The organism is Rhodococcus yunnanensis NBRC 103083, assembly GCF_001895005.1.
In the GTDB taxonomy this organism is placed as follows: Bacteria; Actinomycetota; Actinomycetes; order Mycobacteriales; family Mycobacteriaceae; genus Rhodococcoides; species Rhodococcoides yunnanense.
Window position 1 is genome coordinate 377720 of the sequence record NZ_BCXH01000003.1, and the last position, 22644, is coordinate 400363.

The window sequence follows — 22644 nt, forward strand, 5'->3', positions numbered from 1 at the left end:
CGTTCGTGGCGCACGCCGCCGCAGCACGCATCGATGCAGCGCGGGGCACGATGCACTTCAGGCCCGTGGTTGCCGTTCGCGGTAGCCTTGAGCATCCGGTGTGCGGCCGGAATCCGCGCATCGGAGCAGACTGGAAAGGACGAGGCCGTCTCGGCTGAAGCTGTATGAATCGGAAGACAGTTATACGGAACCTGGCCATCGTTTTCGGCATCCTGCTGGTGATCTATGCCTTCAGCTACTTCGGAAACGACACTCGCGACTGGAAGACAGTCGACACGTCGGTGGCTATATCGCAGCTCGATTCGAAGAACGTCGACACGGCACAGATCGACGACCGTGAGCAGCAGGTACGGCTGACGCTGAAGAACGGCAACGACACCGACGGCGAGACGCAGATCCTGGCCAAGTACCCGGACTCCGCGTCGCAGACGATCTTCGACAAGGTGAACGAGGACGGGCTGCAGAGCTACAACACCGTGGTCTCCCAGGAGAGCTGGTTCTCGTCGCTGCTTCTGTTCGTCCTTCCGATGATCATTCTGCTCGCACTCTTCGTCTTCGTCATGAGCCGTATGCAGGGCGGTGGCCGCGGTGGCGTCATGGGCTTCGGGAAATCGAAGGCCAAGCAGCTCAGCAAGGACATGCCCAAGACGACGTTCCAGGACGTCGCGGGTGCCGACGAGGCTGTCGAAGAGCTGTACGAGATCAAGGACTTCCTGCAGAACCCGGCCCGCTACCAGTCGCTCGGCGCCAAGATCCCCCGCGGAGTCCTGCTGTACGGTCCGCCCGGAACCGGTAAGACGCTTCTCGCTCGTGCAGTGGCGGGCGAGGCAGGCGTTCCGTTCTTCACCATCTCCGGCTCGGACTTCGTCGAGATGTTCGTCGGCGTCGGTGCCTCGCGTGTGCGCGATCTGTTCGAACAAGCCAAGCAGAACAGCCCGTGCATCATCTTCGTCGACGAGATCGACGCCGTCGGTCGTCAGCGCGGCGCAGGCATGGGCGGCGGTCACGACGAGCGTGAGCAGACCCTCAACCAGCTCCTCGTCGAGATGGACGGATTCGGTGAGCGCACCGGAGTCATCCTCATCGCTGCCACCAACCGGCCGGACATCCTCGATCCCGCACTGCTGCGTCCCGGCCGCTTCGATCGCCAGATCCCGGTCGGTGCACCCGACCTTGCCGGTCGTCGCGCCATCCTCGCCGTGCACTCGGCGGGTAAGCCCGTCGCCCACGACGCCGATCTCGAAGGTCTGGCCAAGCGAACCGTCGGCATGTCCGGCGCCGACCTGGCCAACGTCATCAACGAGGCAGCGCTGCTCACCGCTCGTGAGAACGGCACGGTCATCACCGAGGCTGCGCTCGAGGAGTCTGTCGATCGCGTCGTCGGTGGACCGCGTCGCAAGAGCCGGATCATCAGCGAGCACGAGAAGAAGATCACCGCCTACCACGAGGGTGGACACACCCTGGCGGCATGGGCGATGCCGGACATCGAGCCCGTCTACAAGGTCACCATCCTCGCGCGCGGCCGGACCGGTGGGCACGCCATGACGGTCCCCGAGGACGACAAGGGCCTGATGACCAGGTCCGAGATGATCGCTCGGCTCGTCATGGCCATGGGTGGCCGTGCTGCCGAGGAACTCGTGTTCCACGAGCCGACCACCGGTGCGTCCTCGGACATCGATCAGGCGACCAAGATCGCCCGTGCGATGGTCACCGAGTACGGCATGAGCAGCAAGCTCGGCGCGGTGCGCTACGGCCAGGAGCAGGGTGACCCGTTCCTGGGACGGTCGATGGGCGTCCAGTCCGACTTCTCGCACGAAGTGGCACGCGAGATCGACGAGGAGGTGCGCAACCTGATCGAGGCGGCGCACACCGAAGCGTGGGCCATTCTCAACGAGTACCGGGACGTGCTCGACATCCTCGCGACCGAACTCCTCGAGCGAGAGACTCTGACGCGCAAGGACCTGGAGAAGATCTTCACCAGCGTCACCAAGCGACCGAGAATCACTGCGTTCAACGATTTCGGCGAGCGGGTCCCGTCGGACAAGCCCCCCGTCAAGACGCCACGCGAACTCGCCCTCGAGCGCGGCGAATCGTGGCCTCCGCAGCCCATTGCCCCCAAAGTGGTCCCGCCGCAGCAGTTCCCGCAACCCACCTACGCCGGCTCGCCGCAGCTGAGCAAGGGGGGCCCGGACAACTACACCGGCGGACGCAACGGCGGTTACACCAACGGTGGCCAGAACAACGGTGGCCAGAACAACGGCGGTTACACCAACGGTGGCCAGAACAACGGCGGTTACACCAACGGTGGCCAGAACAACGGCGGTTACACCAACGGTGGTCCATCAAACGGGGCGCCGTCGAACGGGTACAGCGGTGGACCGGGCAGCAGTGCTCAGGGCGGATATCGCGCTCCCGAGCCGCGGCCGCAGGGCTCCCGACCCGACTACGGCGCACCTGCAGGCTGGTCCGCGCCGGGCTGGCCTCCCCGGGAGACCTCCGCGGGTGGACCCAGCCACAGTGCGGGCGAACCCACGTACCAGCCTCCTCAGTATCGCCCGCCGCAATACCAACCCCCGGAGTACCGGGCTCCGGAGTATCAGGCGCCCGAGTATCAGGCGCCCGAGTATCAAGCACCCGGCAACCGGAACCCCGATCCCGAACCCTCGGACGGGCCTCCCACTCAGCAGTGGGATCCGCTCGGTGGACAGCCGGCCGACCCGCACGGGCGCGCCGAGGACACCGAGGCTGGCCGGGATTCCGACGACGGTCCGCGGACCCAGCGCTGGGAAGGTCCGAACGGGCAGCACTAGCTCGTTCGGGCGTTCGCGCCGGGCGATAGGCTGACGGACAATGCTCGGGGCATCGTTGCCCCGTCAACGGAGGTGCGATCTTGGTGTCAGTCAGGCAGATGGACGAAGACGGCATAGCGGCTGCAGGCAGCAACAGCAACAACAACAACGACGGTACGGGTGCCGGAGATGTCGTTGCCGTCGCAACCGGCAAGGCGTTCGACCAGCCGCGTGCGGAAGCGGCGATCCGTGAACTCCTCATCGCAGTCGGTGAGGACCCGGACCGCCCAGGCCTGGTCGATACGCCCGCTCGCGTCGCACGCGCGTATCGCGAGATCTTCGGCGGGCTGTACACCGATCCGGATTCGGCGTTGAACACGACGTTCGACGAGGGACATCAGGAGCTGGTTCTCGTCCGCGACATCCCGATGTTCTCCACGTGCGAGCACCACCTCGTCTCGTTCCACGGTGTCGCGCACGTCGGTTACATCCCTGGCAAGAGCGGCAAGGTCACCGGGCTGTCCAAGTTGGCTCGCGTCGTCGACCTCTACGCCAAGCGTCCGCAGGTTCAGGAACGTCTGACCAGCCAGATCGCCGACGCAGTGATGCGCAAACTCGATCCGCGCGGCGCCATCGTCGTCATCGAGGCCGAGCACCTGTGCATGGCGATGCGCGGTATTCGCAAGCCGGGGGCGAGCACGACGACGTCGGCGGTCCGCGGATTGCTCCAGTCGAGCGCCGCGTCTCGGTCCGAAGCGTTGGATCTCATCCTTCGCAAATGAGCCTTCCCGCTGCACCCGTCGTCATGGGTGTTCTCAACGTCACCGCCGATTCGTTCTCCGACGGTGGCCGCTACCTCGATACGGATGCCGCGCTCGCGCACGGTGTTCGACTTCGTGACGCAGGCGTCGACATCGTCGACGTCGGCGGAGAATCCACCCGTCCTGGCGCCGAACGCATCGAGCCCGCTGTCGAGGCAGACCGTGTGGCACCGGTCATCGCCGCATTGTCGGCGGAAGGCATCACCACCAGCGTCGACACGATGCGCGCTTCCGTTGCTGCAGCTGCCATCGAGGCCGGGGTGTCGATCGTCAACGACGTCTCGGGTGGCCGCGCCGATCCCGACATGGCATCGGTCGTCGCCGAATCCGGGCTTCCCTGGGTACTCATGCACTGGCGATCCGCGTCCGATTACGTCCACGCAGGCGCCGCCGAACAGTACGACGACGTCGTCGCCGACGTCAGGCGAGAACTGCTCGAACAGGTGGATGTCGCGGTCGCCGCCGGGGTCGACCCGTCGAACATCGTGCTCGATCCCGGCCTCGGGTTCGCCAAGAACGCCCAGCACAACTGGGCTCTTCTGCGCGCGGTCCCGACGTTCGTCGAACTCGGAATGCCGGTGCTGATCGGGGCGTCGCGCAAGCGTTTCCTCGGGTCGCTGCTCGCAGGCGGAGACGGAACACCTCGTCCGCCCGCGGGCCGCGAGGTCGCCACGGCCGTCGTGACCGCTCTCGCCGTCGCGGGCGGCGCATGGGGTGTGCGGGTGCACGACGCCAGATCCTCGCTCGACGCCGTGGCCGTCGTCGCAGCCTGGCAGGGTCAGTCAGGGGCCAGGTCAGAACCAGGGCAGGGCAAGGGGCACGGCGCATGAGCGACAGGATCGAGCTGCGCGGGCTCGTGGTGCGCGGGAATCACGGTGTCTTCGATTTCGAGAAGCGCGACGGCCAGGACTTCGTCGTCGACATCACCGTGTGGATGGATCTGCGGCCGGCGGCCGCCACCGACGATCTGACTCTGACGATGCATTACGGCGAACTCGCCGAGGCAGCTGCACAGATCATCGCGGGTCCGTCGAGGGATCTCATCGAGACCGTCGCCGCCGAGATCGCCGACGGCGTTCTGTCCGACGAGCGGGTCGATGCCGTAGAGGTGGTGCTGCACAAGCCGTCGGCTCCGATTCCCTTGACCTTCGGCGATGTCGCCGTGGTGGCGTACCGCAGTCGGACGAAGGGAAGTGGGCGGTGACCCGCGCCGTCCTGTCGATCGGTAGCAACGTCGGCGATTCGCTCGCGCATCTTCGTTCGGTGGTGTCCGCGTCGGGCGGGCACCTCGTGTCCGTCTCGTCCGTGTACGCGACCGCGCCATGGGGCGGCGTCGAACAGCAGGACTTTCTCAATGCCGTGTTGATAGTCGACGACGTCGAGCGCGGACCGTGGGAATGGCTCGCCTTCGCACGGGAGTGCGAGGCCGCGGCCGAGCGCGTGCGTCTGCAGCGGTGGGGTCCGCGAAGCCTCGACGTCGACATCGTCACGTGCGACGACGCGGTGAGCGCCGACCCCGAACTGCTGTTGCCGCATCCTCGCGCGCACGAGCGTGCATTCGTGCTCGTGCCCTGGCTCGAGCTCGACCCTGATGCGACGCTGCTGGTCGACGGCCTGGTGCGACCCGTCTCGCACTGGCTCGCCGACACGACCGAGGAGGACCGTGCCGGGGTTCGGCGAACAGACATGACACTTCACACACCGAGGCACGCCGAGTGAAGCCGACCCGGGTGTGGGACCTGGTCGCGCTGACCGTGCTCGCCGCCGTCGCCACGTGGCTGTTGGTCCGCGTCTTCTACGGCTCGCTGCCGCCGATTCCGGTGTACGCGGGCGCGTCGCTCTATCCCGTCGCCCTCATCGAGGTAGTGCTGGCATTCGTGATCCGATCCCGGATCGAGGGGCACCAGATCGGCGACGGGCCCTCGCAGATCCACCCGATCACCGCAGCGAGGGCTTTGGCTCTTGCCAAGGCGTCGGCGCTGGTGGGGGCCGCCGCGGCAGGTGTGTGGATCGGGTTCCTGCTGCACGTCGTTCCGATGGTGTCGACGGTGCGGGCCGCCTCGGCCGACAGATCGGGAGCGATCGTGGGACTCGTGGCAGGCGTCGTTCTCGTCGGCGCAGCATTGTGGCTCGAACACTGCTGTCGGACGCCCACAGACTCACCCGACGAGCCCGCGCACTGACACCGTTCGGTACGCGTCACAAGGTCCAATCGTTACAAGTCCTGGGCAGAACCACAGTCCCGCATGGGCTGTCCACGTCGATTTCCCGGCTACCCTTGGTGCCATGACCGAACCGACTCGCGCGAAAGCAGGCCGCAGGCCGCGACGCAGTGCGAGCCAGCTGTTCATCGCCGCCCTGGTGGTGTTCGGCATCGCGGCCAGTATGCTCCTGTTGTTCAGCGAAAACATCCAGTGGTTACGCGTCGGGCTCGTCTCTGCTCTGTGGGCCGCCATAGTCGGCGCCTTCGCGATGACGAAATATCGCCGTGAGGCAGTCGCCGACCAGACCAGGGCGAAAGACCTGCAGACGGTGTACGAACTGCAGCTCGCACGTGAGATCTCTGCCCGACGCGAATACGAGTTGGGCGTCGAAGCCCGGGTACGCAGCGAGGTCCAGCTCGACACCAGCGAGGTGGCTGCCCTACGCGCTGAGCTGGCGCAGCTGCGAAACAACCTGCAGGTGCTGTTCGAGGGAAATCTCCCCACCGAACGGGTCGCGCTTCGCGCCGAGGCGACCAGAATGCAAGAGCTCGGCGGGCGCGGCTACGACGGATATCAACCTGCGGCGTCAGGACTGTACGTGCGCGGCGGCGCGCCGCAGCAGTCCCAGCCCGGCGTCGATCCCCAGAACTCACCCGTGGCCGGTATCGCCACTCCGTACGACGAGCCGGTCACCGCCGAGACCTCGGTGCTGTATCCGGACGTGCCGATCGGTAGCGAGGATCCTGCAGCCGCCGGTTACACCTCGGCCGCACCGTCACGCGTTCGATCGGAAAGACAAGCTCGCCCGACCGTCGGCACTCGTCGGACACCGCCACGGCCGCCGTCCGGACCTCGTGTCGGTGAACCGGCGGCCTATCCCGAGGCGCAGAGCGAGGCCAGCGCAGCTGTGCCCGAGCCCTCGCAGGTGCTCACGCCCGAGCCCACGCGGGTGTTCACGCCCGAGCCCGAGCCAGAACCCACGCCTGAGCCAGAACCCACGCCCGAGCCAGAATCGCGGCCCGAGCCGGAAACACAGTCCGAGGCCGCCGCCGAGTGGGACCTGCCGCCCGCAGCGCCGAGGCGTCGCCGTCGAGCAGAGCCCGAGGACGACGCTGCTGCCGGCGCTCATTCGAACGGCCGTTCCGTTGCGGAGATCATGGCGGGTCTGCAGTCCGGCTCCGGCGAACCGCAGGCTCGCAGGCACCGCAGACGCGCGGACTGACGTTCTCGCTGCGATTCGCGCATACGCGTCGAAGGTTTCGCGCATACGCGTCGGTGAAATAGATCACCGCCCGCGGCCGTGTTCGACGGGCCCGCGGCCCGCTATCCTTCGTTCAGGACGTCTGGTACCCGCCGTGCGGGACTGGAACGAACGAGAGGAATTTGTCGGTGACCTCATCGGAGTTCACTGCCGATCTGGCCCCTGCCCGTTTGACCGTAGGAATCGTATCCGCGGGACGAGTGGGCACTGCGATCGGTGAAGCGCTGGAACGTGTCGGGCACGTCGTCGTGGCGTGTGCAGCCGTCTCTGCCGAGTCGATCGAGCGCGCCGAGACTCGCCTCCCCGACACCGAGATTCTGCCGGTCGACGAGGTCGCCCGCAGAGCAGAGCTGCTGATTCTCGCCGTTCCGGATACCGAACTTGCTTCCATTGCAGCAGGATTGGCGGCAACTGGTGCAATTGCCCCCGGCAAACTCGTCGTACATACATCGGGAGCGAACGGCATCTCGGTGCTCGCACCGTTGACTGCGTGCGGTGCGATTCCGCTGGCAATTCACCCTGCGATGACGTTCACCGGGCACCCGGAGGACACCGATCGCCTGTCCTCCGCCTGTTTCGGAATCACTGCGGCGGACGAGATCGGATACGCCGTCGCCCAGGCGCTCGTCCTCGAACTCGGCGGTGAGCCGGTGCATGTGGCCGAGAGCAATCGGGTGCTGTATCACGCAGCGCTTGCCCACGGTTCCAATCACCTCGTCACCGTGATATCCGATGCCGTCGACGCGTTGCAGGTCGCGTTGGACGGGGAGGGTTTTCCCGGGATCGACAAGGATCCGGACGTCGCCGCCCGCGTGTTGGCCCCGCTGGTGACGGCCGCACTCGACAATGCGTTGCGACGGGGTCAGTCCGCCTTGACGGGTCCGGTGGCTCGCGGGGACGTCGCAGCGGTGAAGAACCATCTGGCAGCGTTGAATGCCGTCGACCCGGCAATTGCAACCGGGTATCGCGCACTGTCTCTCCGCTCCGCGCTCAAGATAGGCGCCGGTGCCGAACTGATCGAATTTCTGGAAGGCGAGAAATGACCCTGGCAGGTAGCTACAAGGCGGGGGAGCTGACCGTCCATCATGATCCGGCGGTGGTGAGCTCGGTGTCGAAGGCGCTCCGCGCAGTCGGCAAGACGGTGGCGTTGGTGCCGACGATGGGCGCGCTGCACGCAGGTCACATCCACCTGGTGCGTCAAGCGCGGCTGGCCGGTTCGGTGGTGATCGTCTCGATCTTCGTCAATCCGTTGCAGTTCGGGGTCGGTGAGGATCTCGACGCGTATCCCCGAACCCTGGACGCCGATGTGGAGCTGCTGCGCGGCGAGGGAGTCGAGATCGTCTTCGCGCCGTCGGCGGCCGACATGTATCCCACGGGACCGCGGACGACGGTGCATCCGGGCCCGCTCGGCAGTGAGCTGGAAGGTGCCTCGCGCCCTACGCATTTCGCCGGAATGCTGACGGTGGTGGCGAAACTGCTACAGATCGCCGCTCCCCACAGGGCGTACTTCGGTGAGAAGGACTATCAGCAGCTGACGTTGATTCGACAGATGGTGCGGGACTTGAACTTCGAGACCAAGATCCTCGGTGTGCCGACGGTGCGCGAGCAGGACGGCCTGGCCCTGTCCTCGCGCAACCGGTACCTCGACGGCGCCCAACGTGATGCAGCGATGGTGCTCTCGGCTGCATTGGTGGCGGGTGCGCATGCGGCGGCAGGAGGTGCCGAGACGATCCTGGCGACGGCTCGGGCGGTGCTCGACGCCGTCCCCGAGGTGGCAGTGGACTACCTGGAGCTGCGCGGGGTGGATCTGGGGCCTGCTCCCGAACGCGGGGACGGTCGCCTGTTGGTGGCGGCGAAGATCGGTTCGACACGGTTGATCGACAACGTCGGAGTGGCTGTAGGAACCGGCTTCCTGGAGGCCGGAGTGGAGCCTGCGGAACGACTTGAAGTGGGCGGAGTGGAGCCTGCGGAACGACCCAGGGGGGCGGGAGTGGAGCCTGCGGAACGACCCAGGGGGGCGGGAGTGGAGCCTGCGGAACGACCCAGGGGGGCGGGAGTGGAGCCTGCGGAACGACTTGAAGTGGGCGGAGTGGAGCCTGCGGGACCAGTGGGTCGTACACAGTCCGATGATCCGAAGAATTGAAGGGAATCACCATGTTTCGCACGATGATGAAGTCGAAGATCCACCGCGCCACCGTCACTCACGCTGATCTGCATTACGTGGGTTCGGTGACGGTGGACGAAGATCTGATGGATGCAGCCGATCTGCTCGAAGGTGAGCAGGTGACCATCGTCGACATCGACAACGGTGCGCGGCTCGAAACCTACGTGATCACCGGTCAACGTGGAAGCGGCGTCATCGGAATCAACGGTGCTGCAGCGCATCTCGTCAATCCTGGCGATCTCGTCATTCTGATCGCCTATGGCGTCATGGACGAGCAGGAATGCAAGGACTATGCCCCTCGGGTGGTGTTCGTGGACGGCAAGAATGCGCCGGTCGAGCTCGGCACCGATCCGGCGCACGCGCCCGAGGGTTCCGGTCTGATCACGCCGCGCTCGCTGCGCGCCGACACCGTATCGGTGTAATCGTGTTGCTCGCGATCGACATCCGCAACACGTCGATGACGTTGGGGTTGTTCACCGGTAGCGGTGGTCATTCGAATTTGTTGCGTGACTGGCGAATGCGGACCGACCCTCGCGTCACCGCGGACGAGCTGGCGTTGATGCTCCGCGGTCTGCTCGGTGAGGACGTCGACCGGATCACCGGTGTATCCGCGCTGTCGACCGTGCCGTCGGTGCTCCGGGAGATGCGCACGATGCTCACTCGGTACTGGGAACACGTTCCGCATGTCGTCGTCGAACCCGGCGTGCGAACCGGAGTTCCGTTGCTGGTGGACAATCCGAAGGAGGTCGGGGCCGACCGGATCGTCAATACGCTTGCGGCGCACGATCTTTACGGCAGTGCGTGCATCGTCGTCGACTTCGGTACGACGACGTGTGTCGACGTGGTGTCCGCCAAGGGTGAATTCCTCGGCGGTGCGATCGCGCCGGGGTTGGAGATTTCTACGGCGGCGATGTCGTCGAGATCCGCGGCTCTCCGTGAGGTCGAGTTGGTCCGTCCCCGGTCGGTCGTGGGAAAGAACACCGTCGAATGCATGCAATCGGGCGCCGTGTTCGGATTCGCGGGCCTGGTCGACGGCCTCGTCGGACGCGTCCGCCATGAGTTGCCCGAGTTCGCAGGCAAGGACGTCGCGGTTATCGGCACCGGTGACAGCGCGCCGTTGATCATGGGGGAGAGCACGTCGATCGAGCATCACGAGCCCGACCTCACCCTCGAAGGGCTGCGTCTGGTGTACGAGCGCAACCTGGCGAAAAGACGGGCGCGCTAGCGTATCCGCGCTGCGTGTGTCAGAATCTTCCTCGTGATGATGTGCATGGGACCCCAGGAGTGTTGTCGAGGCTGACCTCTGCCTCGTTCAATTGCCGACCCTGGAGTAGTTTCCCGTGCTTTCCACACCTGTATTCACTGGTGCTTCCGCGCCCAGCTCTGCACCCCAGTTGTCATTGCCGACTCGGTTGCGACCCCACGACCTGCTTCGCATCACCGATCAAGGCGCGTCGGAGGTCCTAGAAGGACGGTTCGACCACCTGCTTCCCGGTGGCGGTATCTGGCCGACGGACGAGCGTTGGTCTACCCGCCTGCACGCCGACGACGACCTCGACGTGTGGCTCATCAGCTGGGTTCCGGATCGTTCCACCGAGCTTCACGACCATGCAGGTTCGCTCGGTGCGCTCACGGTACTCAGCGGATCGCTCGTCGAATATCGTTGGGCGGGTGTCGAACTCAAGCGACGGCGACTCGACGCGGGGGACCAGGCCTCGTTCCCCCTCGGGTGGGTCCACGACGTGATGCGTGCTCCCGCGGCCAGCACTCCGGCCCTCGCTGCCGACGGGCAGGCCCCGACGCTGAGCGTGCACGCGTATTCGCCGCCGCTGACCGCCATGTCCTACTACGAGGTGACCGACCACTCGACGCTTCGAAGAACCCGCACCGAGCTCACCGACGAGCCTGAAGGACCCTCGAAATGACCAACGTCGAACTCGCCCGCCCGCCACGCAAGACCATCGTCGAGATCCTGGAGAACGCTCGAACCAAGATCGATCGACTCACGGTCTTCGAGCTCCGTGAGGCAGTGTCCCGCGGGGCAATCGTCGTCGACATCCGCCCGCAGGCGCAACGCGCGATCGAGGGCACGCTTCCCGGCGCGTTGGCCATCGAACGCAACGTTCTCGAATGGCGGCTCGATCCGTCGAGCGACGCGCGTCTCGCTGCCGCAGTCGACCATGACGTCGAATGGATCGTCATCTGCTCGGAGGGGTACACCTCTAGCCTCGCCGCCGCGTCGTTGCAGGAGCTCGGCCTGACCAAGGCCACCGATCTCGTCGGCGGATATCAGGGGCTCAAGGCAGCAGGACTGCTGGGCGTGCTCACCAAGGCCAAGCATTGCGTCCGTGAAGCAGAGGCCGTCACCGCGCACTGATCTACCCACCCCGTCTTTACCGACCCCCGTCTTTACCGACCACGCAAATGCACGTGCATTTGTGGGGTTGGTGGGTGGTCGCCCCGCATCTGACGCAAATGCACGTGCATTTGTGGGGTTGGTGGGGTGTTGTCCCGCATCTGACGCAAATGCGTGTGCGTTTGTGGGGTTGGTGGGGTGTTGTCCAGTGTCCGACGCAAATGCGTGTGCGTTTGTGGGGTCTTCGATTGCCGGTTCTTCGATTGACGGACCTGGCAGATAAAGTGTGTGCCTGTGACTGACGCAGCCTCTCCCATCATCGACGACACTCCGGAACAGCTTCGGATTCGTCGTGCCAAGCGGGACCGGTTGCTGGAACAGGGCCAGGAGGCCTATCCGGTCTCCGTCGCGCGCACGCACTCGCTGCGTGAGATCCGCGACCTGTTCCCGAGCCTCGACGCAGATTCGACAACCGGCACGCTGGTCGGAGTCGCCGGCCGCGTCATCTTCGTCCGTAACACCGGCAAGCTGTGCTTCGCGACGCTGCAGGAAGGCGACGGCACCCAGCTCCAGGCAATGATCAGCCTCGCGGGCGTCGGCGAGGATGCGCTCGCGGCGTGGAAGTCCGATGTCGACCTCGGTGACTTCGTCTTCGTGCATGGTGAGGTCATCTCCAGCCGACGCGGCGAGTTGAGCGTCATGGCCGACTCGTGGCAGATCGCGTCGAAGGCGCTCCGTCCGCTACCCGTCGCGCACAAGGAGCTCAACGAGGAGACGCGGATCCGTCAGCGTTACCTCGACCTGATCACGCGCCCCGAGGCCCGCGACGTCGCGCGCAAGCGCATTGCCGTCGTCCGGGAGCTTCGCAACGCTCTGGAGCGTCGCGGATTCCTCGAGGTCGAGACTCCGATGCTGCAGACCCTGCACGGCGGCGCCGCGGCCCGCCCGTTCGTGACGCACTCCAACGCGTTGGACACGGACCTCTTTCTCCGTATCGCGCCGGAGCTGTTCCTCAAGCGTTGCGTCGTGGGCGGCATCGAGAAGGTCTTCGAGATCAACCGCAACTTCCGCAACGAAGGCGCGGATTCTTCGCACTCGCCGGAATTCGCGATGCTGGAGACATACGAGGCCTACGGGACGTACGACGACTCGGCGAGGATGACTCGCGAGCTCATCCAGGAAGTTGCGCAGGCGGCCCTCGGCACACAGATCGTGTTGCTACCCGACGGGGAGACGTACGACCTGAGCGGAGAATGGACGACGCTCGAGATGTACCCGTCGCTGTCGGAGTCCATCGGCGTCACCGTCACCCCGGACACGACCGTCGAAGAGCTTCTCGCGCTCGCGGACAAGGTCGGACTCGAGGTACCGCGGAAGGACGGCAAGCCGATCTACGGACACGGCAAGCTCGTCGAGGAGCTGTGGGAACACCAGGTCGGCAACGATCTGTTCGCACCGACGTTCGTCCGTGACTTCCCGGTCGAGACGTCTCCGCTGACTCGTCAGCACCGCAGCAAGCCAGGCGTCACCGAGAAGTGGGATCTGTACATCCGCGGCTTCGAGCTGGCCACCGGCTACTCCGAACTCGTCGATCCGGTCATCCAACGCGAGCGGTTCGAGGATCAGGCACGTCAAGCTGCCGCAGGTGACGACGAGGCGATGGTGCTCGACGAGGATTTCCTCGCCGCCATGGAACAGGGCATGCCGCCGACCACTGGAACCGGTATGGGGGTCGACAGACTCCTCATGGCGCTGACAGGATTGGGTATCCGGGAGACCATTCTGTTCCCCATCGTCAAGCCGCAGGTCTGAGCTCGCCGATACGTGACCGAGCAAGGCAGCGCGAGCTGACGAGCCTGTTCGCCAGCAGCGGACAGAAAATGGGAAACGAAATCGCCCGGCCCCGCGTTATGAACGGTAAGCAGGCACATAAGGAACCCGCGGCACCGAGAACCGGTGGCGATAACGGGGACCGAGGGTCGGCAAGTGAACCACCGGCCAACTACAGTGAAGCTGAAGGCGCAGACGTCACAGGCGTCGGCGTGAGACACCTTCAAGCCGAGCGACCCCGATTTGCTAGTTACTGTGGTGCTGGAAAGACCTGGTGGGTGCGTGCTACCACCCACCGAGAAGTGAGGGAGAGCGATGTTCGAGAGGTTCACCGATCGCGCGCGGCGTGTTGTCGTCCTGGCTCAAGAAGAAGCCCGGATGCTCAACCACAACTACATCGGCACGGAGCACATCCTGCTCGGCCTCATCCACGAGGGTGAGGGCGTTGCAGCCAAGTCTCTGGAGTCGCTGGGTATCTCCCTTGAAGGAGTCCGCAGCCAGGTCGAGGAGATCATCGGTCAGGGCCAGCAGGCTCCGTCCGGTCATATTCCCTTCACCCCGCGCGCCAAGAAAGTACTCGAGCTCAGCCTGCGTGAAGCGCTGCAGCTCGGCCACAACTACATCGGAACCGAGCACATTCTGCTGGGTCTGATCCGCGAGGGCGAAGGCGTCGCGGCTCAGGTTCTGGTCAAGCTCGGAGCCGATCTCAACCGTGTACGCCAGCAGGTCATCCAGCTGTTGTCCGGCTATCAGGGCAAGGAGCCGTCGGAGTCCGGCAGTGGCCGCGGCGAGGCGGGCACTCCGTCGACGTCACTGGTTCTCGACCAGTTCGGGCGCAACCTGACTCAGGCTGCTCTCGAAGGCAAACTGGATCCGGTCATCGGACGCGCGAAAGAGATCGAACGCGTCATGCAGGTCCTGAGCCGCCGCACCAAGAACAACCCTGTTCTCATCGGTGAGCCCGGTGTCGGTAAGACCGCCGTCGTCGAGGGTCTCGCGCAGGCCATCGTCAACGGCGAGGTCCCCGAGACGCTCAAGGACAAGCAGCTCTACACACTCGACCTCGGATCCTTGGTCGCAGGCAGCCGTTACCGCGGTGACTTCGAAGAGCGCCTGAAGAAGGTTCTCAAGGAGATCAATACTCGCGGCGACATCATCCTGTTCATCGACGAGCTGCACACTCTCGTGGGTGCGGGCGCGGCCGAGGGCGCTATCGACGCGGCCTCGATCCTCAAGCCCAAGCTCGCACGTGGTGAGCTGCAGACAATCGGTGCCACCACCCTCGACGAGTACCGCAAGTACATCGAGAAGGATGCAGCGCTCGAGCGTCGTTTCCAGCCCGTGCAGGTCGGCGAGCCGACTGTCGAGCACACCATCGAGATCCTCAAGGGTCTGCGCGATCGATACGAGGCTCACCACCGCGTCTCGATCACCGACGGTGCCCTCGTGGCCGCTGCCACGCTGGCCGACCGGTACATCAACGACCGCTTCCTGCCGGACAAGGCAATCGACCTCATCGACGAGGCGGGCGCGCGGATGCGCATCCGCCGGATGACCGCGCCGCCAGACCTGCGCGAGTTCGACGACAAGATCGCCGACGCACGCCGGGAGAAGGAATCTGCGATCGACGCGCAGGACTTCGAGAAGGCCGCGAACCTGCGCGACAAGGAAAAGCAGCTGGTTCAGCAGCGCGCCGAGCGGGAGAAGCAGTGGCGTTCCGGTGACCTCGACGTCATTGCCGAGGTCGACGACGAGCAGATCGCCGAGGTCCTCGGAAACTGGACCGGCATCCCCGTCTTCAAGCTCACGGAGGAGGAGACGACCCGTCTGCTCCGTATGGAAGACGAGCTGCACAAGCGCATCATCGGACAGGTCGAGGCCGTCAAGGCAGTGTCCAAGGCCATCCGTCGTACGCGTGCAGGCCTGAAGGATCCGAAGCGTCCGTCCGGTTCGTTCATCTTCGCCGGCCCGTCCGGTGTCGGTAAGACCGAGCTCTCGAAGGCGCTGGCGAACTTCCTGTTCGGCGAGGACGACGCACTCATCCAGATCGACATGGGCGAGTTCCACGACCGCTTCACCGCGTCGCGGCTCTTCGGTGCTCCTCCCGGATACGTCGGCTACGAAGAGGGTGGCCAGCTCACCGAGAAGGTCCGTCGCAAGCCGTTCTCCGTCGTGCTGTTCGACGAGATCGAGAAGGCACACCAGGAGATCTACAACACGCTCCTGCAGGTGCTAGAAGATGGTCGTCTCACCGACGGCCAGGGACGCACGGTCGACTTCAAGAACACCGTGCTGATCTTCACCTCGAACCTCGGTACCTCGGACATCTCGAAGGCAGTCGGCCTCGGCTTCTCCTCGGGTGAAGGCACCGGCTCGAACTACGAGCGGATGAAGCTCAAGGTCAACGACGAGCTGAAGAAGCACTTCCGTCCGGAGTTCCTCAACCGTATCGACGACATCGTCGTGTTCCACCAGCTCACCAAAGACGAGATCATCCAGATGGTCGATCTCATGCTCAACCGAGTCGAAGGTGCGCTCAAGAACAAGGACATGGCGATCGAGGTCACCGAGAAGGCCAAGTCTCTGCTGGCCAAGCGTGGATTCGACCCCGTCCTGGGTGCGCGGCCATTGCGTCGCACCATCCAGCGCGAGATCGAGGATCAGCTGTCGGAGAAGATTCTCTTCGGAGAGATCGAAGCCGGACAGATCATCCTCGTCGACGTCGAGAACTGGGACGGCGAAGGCCAGGGCGAGGACGCGAAGTTCACGTTCCGCGGCGAGAAGAAGCCGATCAGCGTGCCCGACGAGCTGCCCGTCGACCTGGCAAAGGCCGCAGGCGACAGCGACAGCGAGTAGTCGGTAAGTTTCACCGAAGCGGGCCGCATCCGAAAGGGTGCGGCCCGCTTCGGTGTGTCCGACCCACGGTGTGGTTGTGCCGCAACATGATCGCTTGAATGGTCCATTCATACGTTCAGATAGCTTGAAGGCGACATTCAAGCGAAGGGATGCGCGAGCCGTCAGCGCGCGAGCAGTCCCGCGATCCACGGCATCACGTCGGTGTAGGCGATCAGCCCACCCGGTGCGTGGTTGGCGCCAGGGACCGGGACGGTGGGGATCGGGTATTCGATGTAGGTGAGATCGGTGAAGCCCGCGGCCGTCCAACTGTCTCGAAGAGTGCGGCTCTGGTGGATCGGCACCGTGTCGTCGGACACCGATTGCGACAGCATGACCGGTGCACTCGGCGCGACGTGGCCGACGGTGTTCTCGGCGATCAACGACGCGGCTGGCTCCTGTCGGAGGTGGTCGCCGAGAGGGCGGCCGTCGGCAGTGAGTTCGGCCGAATGGATTGTGCGGGTGGCGGCAAGGTCGGTCGAGCACCAATTCTGGGATGCATCGAGTAGAGCTCGGCCCGACGGATTCAGCTCCGCGACAATGTCTTCTGCGTGTTCCGGGTAGGCGTTGATCAACCCACCCGCGGCGTAGAGCAGGGCCGCGGCAAGGGGAGTGTTGTCGAGATTGTCGACGTTGAGCGACGGGTCGGCGGGCGGCGCCCCGACGTACGACCCACGAATATCGAGCTCAGGCGCGTACGACGCGGCGAGCTCTGCCGCAGCCCCCGCAGCGTGCCCGCCTTCGGAGTATCCGAACAGCACGACTGGGGCTGCCGAACTCCCGACCCCGGCTCGTGCGACGTCGAGCAGAGCGTTTCCGGCGTCCGTGCGGTTGAGGTAGGTGTGCCCGCCGGGTGTGCCGAGTCCCCGATAGTCGGTAGCGGCGACGGAATAGCCGGCAAGCAGCAACGGCAGAACCGCAGGTGAGGATCCGACGGTACCGAGGACGGCCGACCCCGCGCATCGGTCGGCCATGCCGGAGGTACCGGGTGCGTAGGCGATCACCGGACGCGGTCCCGGCCCGGGCCAGGGCGCCTGCGGGGTCATGGTGTAGCCCGAGACGACCATGGGATCGCCGTGTGTGTCGGTGGATCGGTAGAGGATTCGTTCGATGTCGAGTCCCAACCCTTCACCGAGGGGCGGTCCGACGTGGATGCGGCGGACGATCTCGCCGTCGGAGTGCGTCGGGAGGTCCGGTACCGGCGCCGAGTAGAAGTCGGCCAACGGGTCGGCATGTGCAGGAGTTCCGGAGAGCAGCAGGACGACGAGTGCGCAGGGGACGGCGATGCGAAGGCCTCTCACGGTCGCACACGCTAGCGCCTCCGGGCACGCGCCGCTTGAATGGCGCTCCGAAGCTATCTGATCGTATGAATGAACCATTCAAGCGGTGGGCCGACAGTTCGCATTCAAGCGGTGGGCCGACAGTTCGCACGCACGCGGTGGGCCGACAGTTCGCACGCCAAAGGTGAGGCGCATACCGGCAGGCTGAGATTTACTGACGCCTGTGACTACCGTCGAGAAGGGTTCGGTGCCTGCGCGCGCCGGGCTGGTGCTGTTCGTTCTCATCCTCGTTGCTGCCGTGGCGAACTTGAATCTGGCGGTGGCCAACGTAGCGCTGCCGGAGATCGGGAGAGATTTCGACGCCAGCCAGACCCAACTCAATCTCATCGCCGTCGCGTACTCGCTCGGACTCGCCGCCTCGGTTCTCTACCTCGGTGCAATCGGTGACCGGTACGGGCGCAAGTTGCTTCTCGTACTCGGAATGGCGCTGTCGATTCCGGCGTGCATCGTCGCCGGCTTCGCACCCAACTTCGAGGTGCTCTTCGGCGCACGGTTGGTGGGGGGCCTGTCGGCCGGTCTGGCATATCCGACGACGTTGGCATTGATCACTGCGCTGTGGGCCGGTGCACCGCGGACCAAGGCCATTGCGCTGTGGTCGGCCCTCGGCGGCGCGCTGTCCGCCCTCGGGCCGCTGTTGTCCGGTGCGTTGCTCGAGAAGTTCGCGTGGGGCTCGGTGTTCATCGTGACCTCTCCGCTCGCGGTACTCGCATTGGTGTTGGCGATCGTGCTCGTCCCGTCGCACGTGAACGAAACGACCGATCCGGTGGACAACTTCGGCGGCATGGTCTCGGTCGTGTTCATCGCAGCCCTGGTGCTCGGCATCAACTTCGCGCCGGTGGACGGGATGGGGACACTCGCGATCGGCCTCGGCGCCATCGCGATCGCGTCGGGCGCGGTGTTCGTCTTTCGGCAGAGCCGCGCCCGGTTCCCGCTCTACGACTTGAGCGTCGCCCGGCGTCGTACGTTCTGGGTAGCTGCTCTGGCCGGGATCATCGTGTTCGGATCGTTGATGGGCGTCATCTTCGTCGGCCAGCAGTTCCTGCAGAACGTGCTCGGATATTCGACGCTGGCGGCGGGCGCTTCGACGCTGCCGGCCGCCATCGCGATGGTTCTGGTCGCCCCGCAATCGGCCAAGCTCGTCGAGTCGCGTGGGTCGAGGTTCACGCTGCTGTTCGGCTACGTGTTCATCGTCGTCGGGTTGGTGCTGGCATGGCTGACCTGGAAGGAGGACGTCTCGTACTGGGTCGTCGCCCTCAGTTACGTCTTTCTGGGAATCGGTGTCGGGTTGGCGGGCACACCTGCATCCCGTTCGCTCACCGGTGCAGTTCCCGTCGATCGTGCAGGAATGGCCTCGGGCACTGCCGATCTGCAACGGGATCTGGGCGGCGCGATCATGCAGTCCACGCTCGGTGCGTTGTTGACGGCTGGGTACGCGGCGTCGTTCACGTCGCAGATCGCGAGCTCACCCGATGCAAGCAGCATCAGCGCGGAGACGCAATCGGTGCTGACGAAGTCGTTCTCCTCGGCCGCCGACCTGGCCACGCGCTATCCGCAGTACTCCGAGCAGATCATCGGGGCGGCGAAGCAGGCCTTCCTCGACGGTGACCAGAAGTCCTATGCCGCCGCCATACTCGTGGTCCTCGTAGGCGCGGTCCTGGTGTTCTTCGCATTCCCCAAACACGACGAGGAAAAAAGGCTGCTCGCGCAGTATCACTCGATCGACGCGCGGCGATCGCAGTCGGTCGGCTGATCGACAGCGCACCGGTAAGACAGCGCACCGGCAAGACGTGCATGATCACGCGAGCGGGGAACAGCCCGGCCCCGGAATCGGTTGTACTGCTTCGTGACTTCTACGAATTCGTCCGTCCTGCAGGTGGAGATCTGGTCCGACATCGCGTGCCCGTGGTGCTTCATCGGGAAGACTCGGTTCGCGGCAGCGCTGGCCGAGTTCGACCGTCGCGATCGAGTCGAGGTGACCTGGCGGTCGTATCAGCTCTCCCCTGAGACGCCGGTCGGATCCGGCGAGCGAGAACTCGACGCGCTCGTCCGTATGAAGGGCTTGCCGGCGGAGCAGGTCGCGGTCATGTTCGAGCGGGTCGCAGGCGTCGCCGCAGCGGATGGGTTGACCATCGATTTCGACACCGTCATCGCCGCGAACACCTTCGACGCACACCGTCTCGTGCACATCGCGAGCGCGCAGGGTCTCGGCGACGAGGTCCTGTCGTCACTTTTCGTGGCGCATTTCACACAGGGCCGCGTCGTCGACGACATCTCCGTCCTGGTCGAGCTGGCCGAGCGCGCAGGCGTGAAAGGAGCGTCCGACGCGTTGGCCCGCGGTGAGGGGGCCGACGAGGTCCGATCCGATCTTGCCTTGGCCCGAGAAGTGCAGGTCAGCGGTGTTCCGTTCTTCGTGGCGGACCGCCGAATGGTGGTATCGGGCGCGCAACAGGTCGAGGTTTTCGCCCAGTTGCTGGACCGCGGATTCGTGGAACTCGACGGCGACCGACGGTAGGCGACGGCCCGAGAAAACCGTCCACAAGGGGGACCTGAGCGTCCGTTCGTTCCTGGAGTCTGCAATCCTTGAATATCGAACCAATCCAGTGCGGTAACGGAAACGAATACCGTAGAAATAACCGGTTTGTGTTCGGCAGGGGACGCGAGGGTTGGGGGACCAGGAAGGACTCACCCGAAACAATGGCCTGGTCGAGGTTCCTGATAGTGGGGTTCGCCGGCGTGGCGGGGTATCTACTGCTGCCCGACGGCTCGGCCCGGGTGGTCGTGTACCTGCTTGTCGCCTGCGTATCGCTGGCGGCGTACCTGGCTCGTGGCCGTGCACGCTCTCCCCGGAACGCCGTGACGTCGATGCTTCTCGCCGCGGGTTTCGTCGCCTGCTTCGCCGGCGATGTCGTGGTCGGGATTCGTCAGATCGGTGGACACCCCAGTCCCGTCGTATCGCCCGTGGACGCACTGTTTCTGCTTGGCCATGCTGCGTTCATCGCAGCTGTTTTCGCCGGTCACGACGGCAAGGGCCGGATCGTCCGCATCGAGGATGCACTCGAAGCCATGATCGTCGCGACGGGCGTCGGACTCGTGTCCTGGATATTCGTCATCGGCCACCACGCCGACGTCTCGCTCGGTTCCGGCGTGTTTCTGCACAACTGGACGGCCGTTCTCTACATCACCGGTGACGGTTTCCTCGTCGCTCTGACCCTGATCGTCTGGCTGACCAACCGGCATCGGACTGCGCCGTTCATCATGCTGGTGGCGGCGTTCTGTTCGTTCGCGACCGCAGGGTGGTTCACGTACGCAGGCGTGGTCGGAACCGAAGTGGAACGCTCTGTCGTCGCCCACGCTCTGTGGCTGTGCGGTTACGTGCTGCTGGCGTCGTCGGCGCTGCACCCGGCTCCCAATCTGTCGCCGAAGACGAGCGAGGGGATAGAGCTCTTCTCCGATCGGACGCGGTTGTTCGGGCTGAGCGCGGCGATCCTGATGGCCCCCATCGTGATGGGCGTCGAACTCGCGCGCGGTGTCGCAGTGTCCGAGTGGGGATGGGTGGTCATGTGCGCGTCGATGCTCGTCGTCGTCCTCGTCGCCGCCAGAATGGCATGCTTCCTGGCGGTGATGCGGCGCCAGGCCGTGTTGCTGACGTCGGTGGCGATGTCGGATTCCGTCACCGGGCTCGCCAACCGACGGCGTATCGGCGAGCTGCTGGACCGAGCGCTCGCCGAATCCGGTGACGAGGGAATTCTTGTGCTGATCGTGGACATCGATCGGTTCGCGCACATCAACGAGACGTTCGGCTATCCGGTCGGCGACAGTGTGCTCCGCGAGATCGGCGAAAGGCTGGTAGCGGCGACCGTCACGGACGCCGTCGTCGGGCGTCTCGGCGGCGATCAGTTCGTCGTTGCCATCCCCGTCGAGCGGATGCCGTTGACGCCGGTCGAATGCGCCGAGCACTTCCAGCGGTCGGTGAGCCGGACCATGTTCGTCCGCGACATCAACGTCTCGTTGGAAGCGACCGTCGGTGTCGTGCAGTCGTCGAAGCTTCCAGCGGTCGACGCGGGTGCGTTGCTGCAACATGCACACGTCGCTCTGACCGCGGCGAAAGCGGGCCACACCCGTGTGTCGATCTACGCGCCGTCGATGGACAGCGATCGACACGAGCAGATGCGCTTGCTCGGCGAACTCGAAACGGCTGTCCTTCAACGCCAGCTCAGGGTCCATTTCCAGCCTTGCCTCGATCTGCGGACCGGCCGGGTGACGGGTGTCGAAGCGTTGCTGAGATGGCAACATCCCAGAGAAGGGTTGATTGCCCCGTCGTCGTTCCTCCCCGATGCGGAGCAGACCGGGATGCTCCCGGCGATCACCGCCTACGTGCTCGAGGATGCCCTCGCCTGCTGCAGCGCCCTGCGTCGACGCGGCGTGATGATCTCGGTGTCCGTCAATCTCTCGGTGCGCAATCTGGTGGACCCCACTCTCGTAGAGCAGGTGGAGGCTGCGCTCCAACGGCATGACGTTCCGTCCTCCGCAGTCGAATTCGAAGTGACCGAAACCTCGGCGATGACCGATCCGCGACGATCGGTGGATTCGCTGATCGCACTGCGAGACATCGGAGCCTCGATCGCGGTGGACGACTACGGCACCGGATACAGTTCGCTGGCCTACCTGCGATCCCTACCGGTGCAGACGCTGAAGATCGACAAGTCCTTCGTGACGGCGATGACCGACCAGCCGACCAATGCGGCCATCGTGCGTTCGACGATCGAGCTCGGACGCAGTCTCGGAATGTCGGTCGTCGCAGAGGGCGTCGAGGACGAGGAGACACTCGATCGGCTTCGTGTGCTCGGGTGCAACGGGGCTCAAGGCTTTCACATCGGGCGCCCGGTTCCCGCGGAGGAATTGGAAGCACTCATCGAGCGCATCGAAATCGACTCGCGTACAGAGATTCTCGGATCGGCAGCCCCCTGGCGATAACTGCGGAAGCGTT

Annotated in this window: 18 protein-coding genes and 1 pseudogene; 18 read left to right on the top strand and 1 reads right to left on the bottom strand. The window is 65.0% G+C overall.

Annotated elements, in window-relative coordinates; genetic code table 11:
- Positions 1 to 164: 164 nt before the first annotated feature.
- From ftsH to RY1_RS08240, 15 genes and pseudogenes are all read left to right on the top strand, one after another.
- Positions 165 to 2810, top strand: coding sequence for an ATP-dependent zinc metalloprotease FtsH (gene ftsH / locus RY1_RS08170; protein WP_072803015.1), 2646 nt, complete (start codon positions 165 to 167; stop codon positions 2808 to 2810).
- A 98-nt stretch (positions 2811 to 2908) separates the two neighbouring features.
- Positions 2909 to 3571, top strand: a complete 663-nt coding sequence (gene folE, locus RY1_RS08175) for a GTP cyclohydrolase I FolE (protein ID WP_245819549.1) — start codon at positions 2909 to 2911, stop codon at positions 3569 to 3571.
- On the top strand, positions 3568 to 4440 hold the full coding sequence (folP, locus tag RY1_RS08180; protein ID WP_245819538.1) for a dihydropteroate synthase: 873 nt from the start codon (positions 3568 to 3570) through the stop codon (positions 4438 to 4440). The genes folE and folP overlap by 4 nt, the downstream gene beginning before the upstream one ends.
- Positions 4437 to 4814, top strand: coding sequence for a dihydroneopterin aldolase (gene folB, locus RY1_RS08185; protein ID WP_072803016.1), 378 nt, complete (start codon positions 4437 to 4439; stop codon positions 4812 to 4814). Before folP ends, folB begins: the two co-directional genes overlap by 4 nt.
- Complete coding sequence (gene folK / locus RY1_RS08190) at positions 4811 to 5329, top strand: 2-amino-4-hydroxy-6-hydroxymethyldihydropteridine diphosphokinase (protein ID WP_072803017.1); 519 nt, start codon at positions 4811 to 4813, stop codon at positions 5327 to 5329. The genes folB and folK overlap by 4 nt, the downstream gene beginning before the upstream one ends.
- Positions 5326 to 5793 carry a DUF3180 domain-containing protein gene (locus tag RY1_RS08195; RefSeq protein ID WP_072803018.1) on the top strand — a complete coding sequence of 156 codons (468 nt, stop codon included), beginning with the start codon at positions 5326 to 5328 and terminating at the stop codon, positions 5791 to 5793. The genes folK and RY1_RS08195 overlap by 4 nt, the downstream gene beginning before the upstream one ends.
- Before the next feature lie 103 nt (positions 5794 to 5896).
- A complete protein-coding gene (locus RY1_RS30075) occupies positions 5897 to 7036 on the top strand; it encodes a DUF6779 domain-containing protein (protein ID WP_072803019.1) in 1140 nt (379 codons plus the stop codon).
- A gap of 167 nt (positions 7037 to 7203) precedes the next feature.
- The gene (locus RY1_RS08205; protein ID WP_072803020.1) at positions 7204 to 8118 is read left to right on the top strand and encodes a Rossmann-like and DUF2520 domain-containing protein; all 915 of its coding nucleotides are present in this window, start codon (positions 7204 to 7206) and stop codon (positions 8116 to 8118) included.
- A pseudogene (gene panC / locus RY1_RS08210) lies at positions 8115 to 9008 on the top strand (pantoate--beta-alanine ligase); the annotation flags it as partial. The gene RY1_RS08205 and the pseudogene panC, both read left to right, overlap by 4 nt.
- 221 nt (positions 9009 to 9229) lie before the next feature.
- Entirely contained in the window at positions 9230 to 9661 is a 432-nt protein-coding gene (gene panD / locus RY1_RS08215) for an aspartate 1-decarboxylase (RefSeq protein ID WP_072803091.1), read from the top strand.
- A 2-nt stretch (positions 9662 to 9663) separates the two neighbouring features.
- The gene (locus tag RY1_RS08220) at positions 9664 to 10464 is read left to right on the top strand and encodes a type III pantothenate kinase (protein WP_072803021.1); all 801 of its coding nucleotides are present in this window, start codon (positions 9664 to 9666) and stop codon (positions 10462 to 10464) included.
- A 115-nt stretch (positions 10465 to 10579) separates the two neighbouring features.
- Positions 10580 to 11164, top strand: a complete 585-nt coding sequence (locus tag RY1_RS08225) for a cysteine dioxygenase (protein ID WP_174565351.1) — start codon at positions 10580 to 10582, stop codon at positions 11162 to 11164.
- The gene (locus tag RY1_RS08230; protein ID WP_072803023.1) at positions 11161 to 11616 is read left to right on the top strand and encodes a rhodanese-like domain-containing protein; all 456 of its coding nucleotides are present in this window, start codon (positions 11161 to 11163) and stop codon (positions 11614 to 11616) included. Before RY1_RS08225 ends, RY1_RS08230 begins: the two co-directional genes overlap by 4 nt.
- Before the next feature lie 273 nt (positions 11617 to 11889).
- Positions 11890 to 13407 carry a lysine--tRNA ligase gene (lysS, locus tag RY1_RS08235; protein WP_072803024.1) on the top strand — a complete coding sequence of 506 codons (1518 nt, stop codon included), beginning with the start codon at positions 11890 to 11892 and terminating at the stop codon, positions 13405 to 13407.
- Positions 13408 to 13740: 333 nt separating this feature from the next.
- Positions 13741 to 16281, top strand: a complete 2541-nt coding sequence (locus tag RY1_RS08240; protein ID WP_072803025.1) for an ATP-dependent Clp protease ATP-binding subunit — start codon at positions 13741 to 13743, stop codon at positions 16279 to 16281.
- 161 nt (positions 16282 to 16442) lie between these two features.
- Here the strand turns inward: RY1_RS08240 and RY1_RS08245 are convergent, their stop codons facing one another.
- Positions 16443 to 17618 carry a lipase family protein gene (locus RY1_RS08245; protein WP_245819539.1) on the bottom strand — a complete coding sequence of 392 codons (1176 nt, stop codon included), beginning with the start codon at positions 17616 to 17618 and terminating at the stop codon, positions 16443 to 16445.
- Positions 17619 to 17820: 202 nt separating this feature from the next.
- Here RY1_RS08245 and RY1_RS08250 point away from each other — a divergent pair, with 202 nt between their 5' ends.
- From RY1_RS08250 to RY1_RS08260, 3 genes are all read left to right on the top strand, one after another.
- Positions 17821 to 19407 (top strand): MFS transporter, encoded by a 1587-nt coding sequence (locus RY1_RS08250; RefSeq protein ID WP_072803026.1) that lies wholly within the window; start codon positions 17821 to 17823, stop codon positions 19405 to 19407.
- A 93-nt stretch (positions 19408 to 19500) separates the two neighbouring features.
- On the top strand, positions 19501 to 20169 hold the full coding sequence (locus tag RY1_RS08255; RefSeq protein WP_072803027.1) for a DsbA family oxidoreductase: 669 nt from the start codon (positions 19501 to 19503) through the stop codon (positions 20167 to 20169).
- 182 nt (positions 20170 to 20351) lie between these two features.
- Positions 20352 to 22631: a putative bifunctional diguanylate cyclase/phosphodiesterase gene (locus RY1_RS08260; protein WP_084727251.1), complete on the top strand. Its 2280-nt coding sequence runs from the start codon at positions 20352 to 20354 to the stop codon at positions 22629 to 22631.
- The last annotated feature ends 13 nt before the right edge of the window (positions 22632 to 22644 follow it).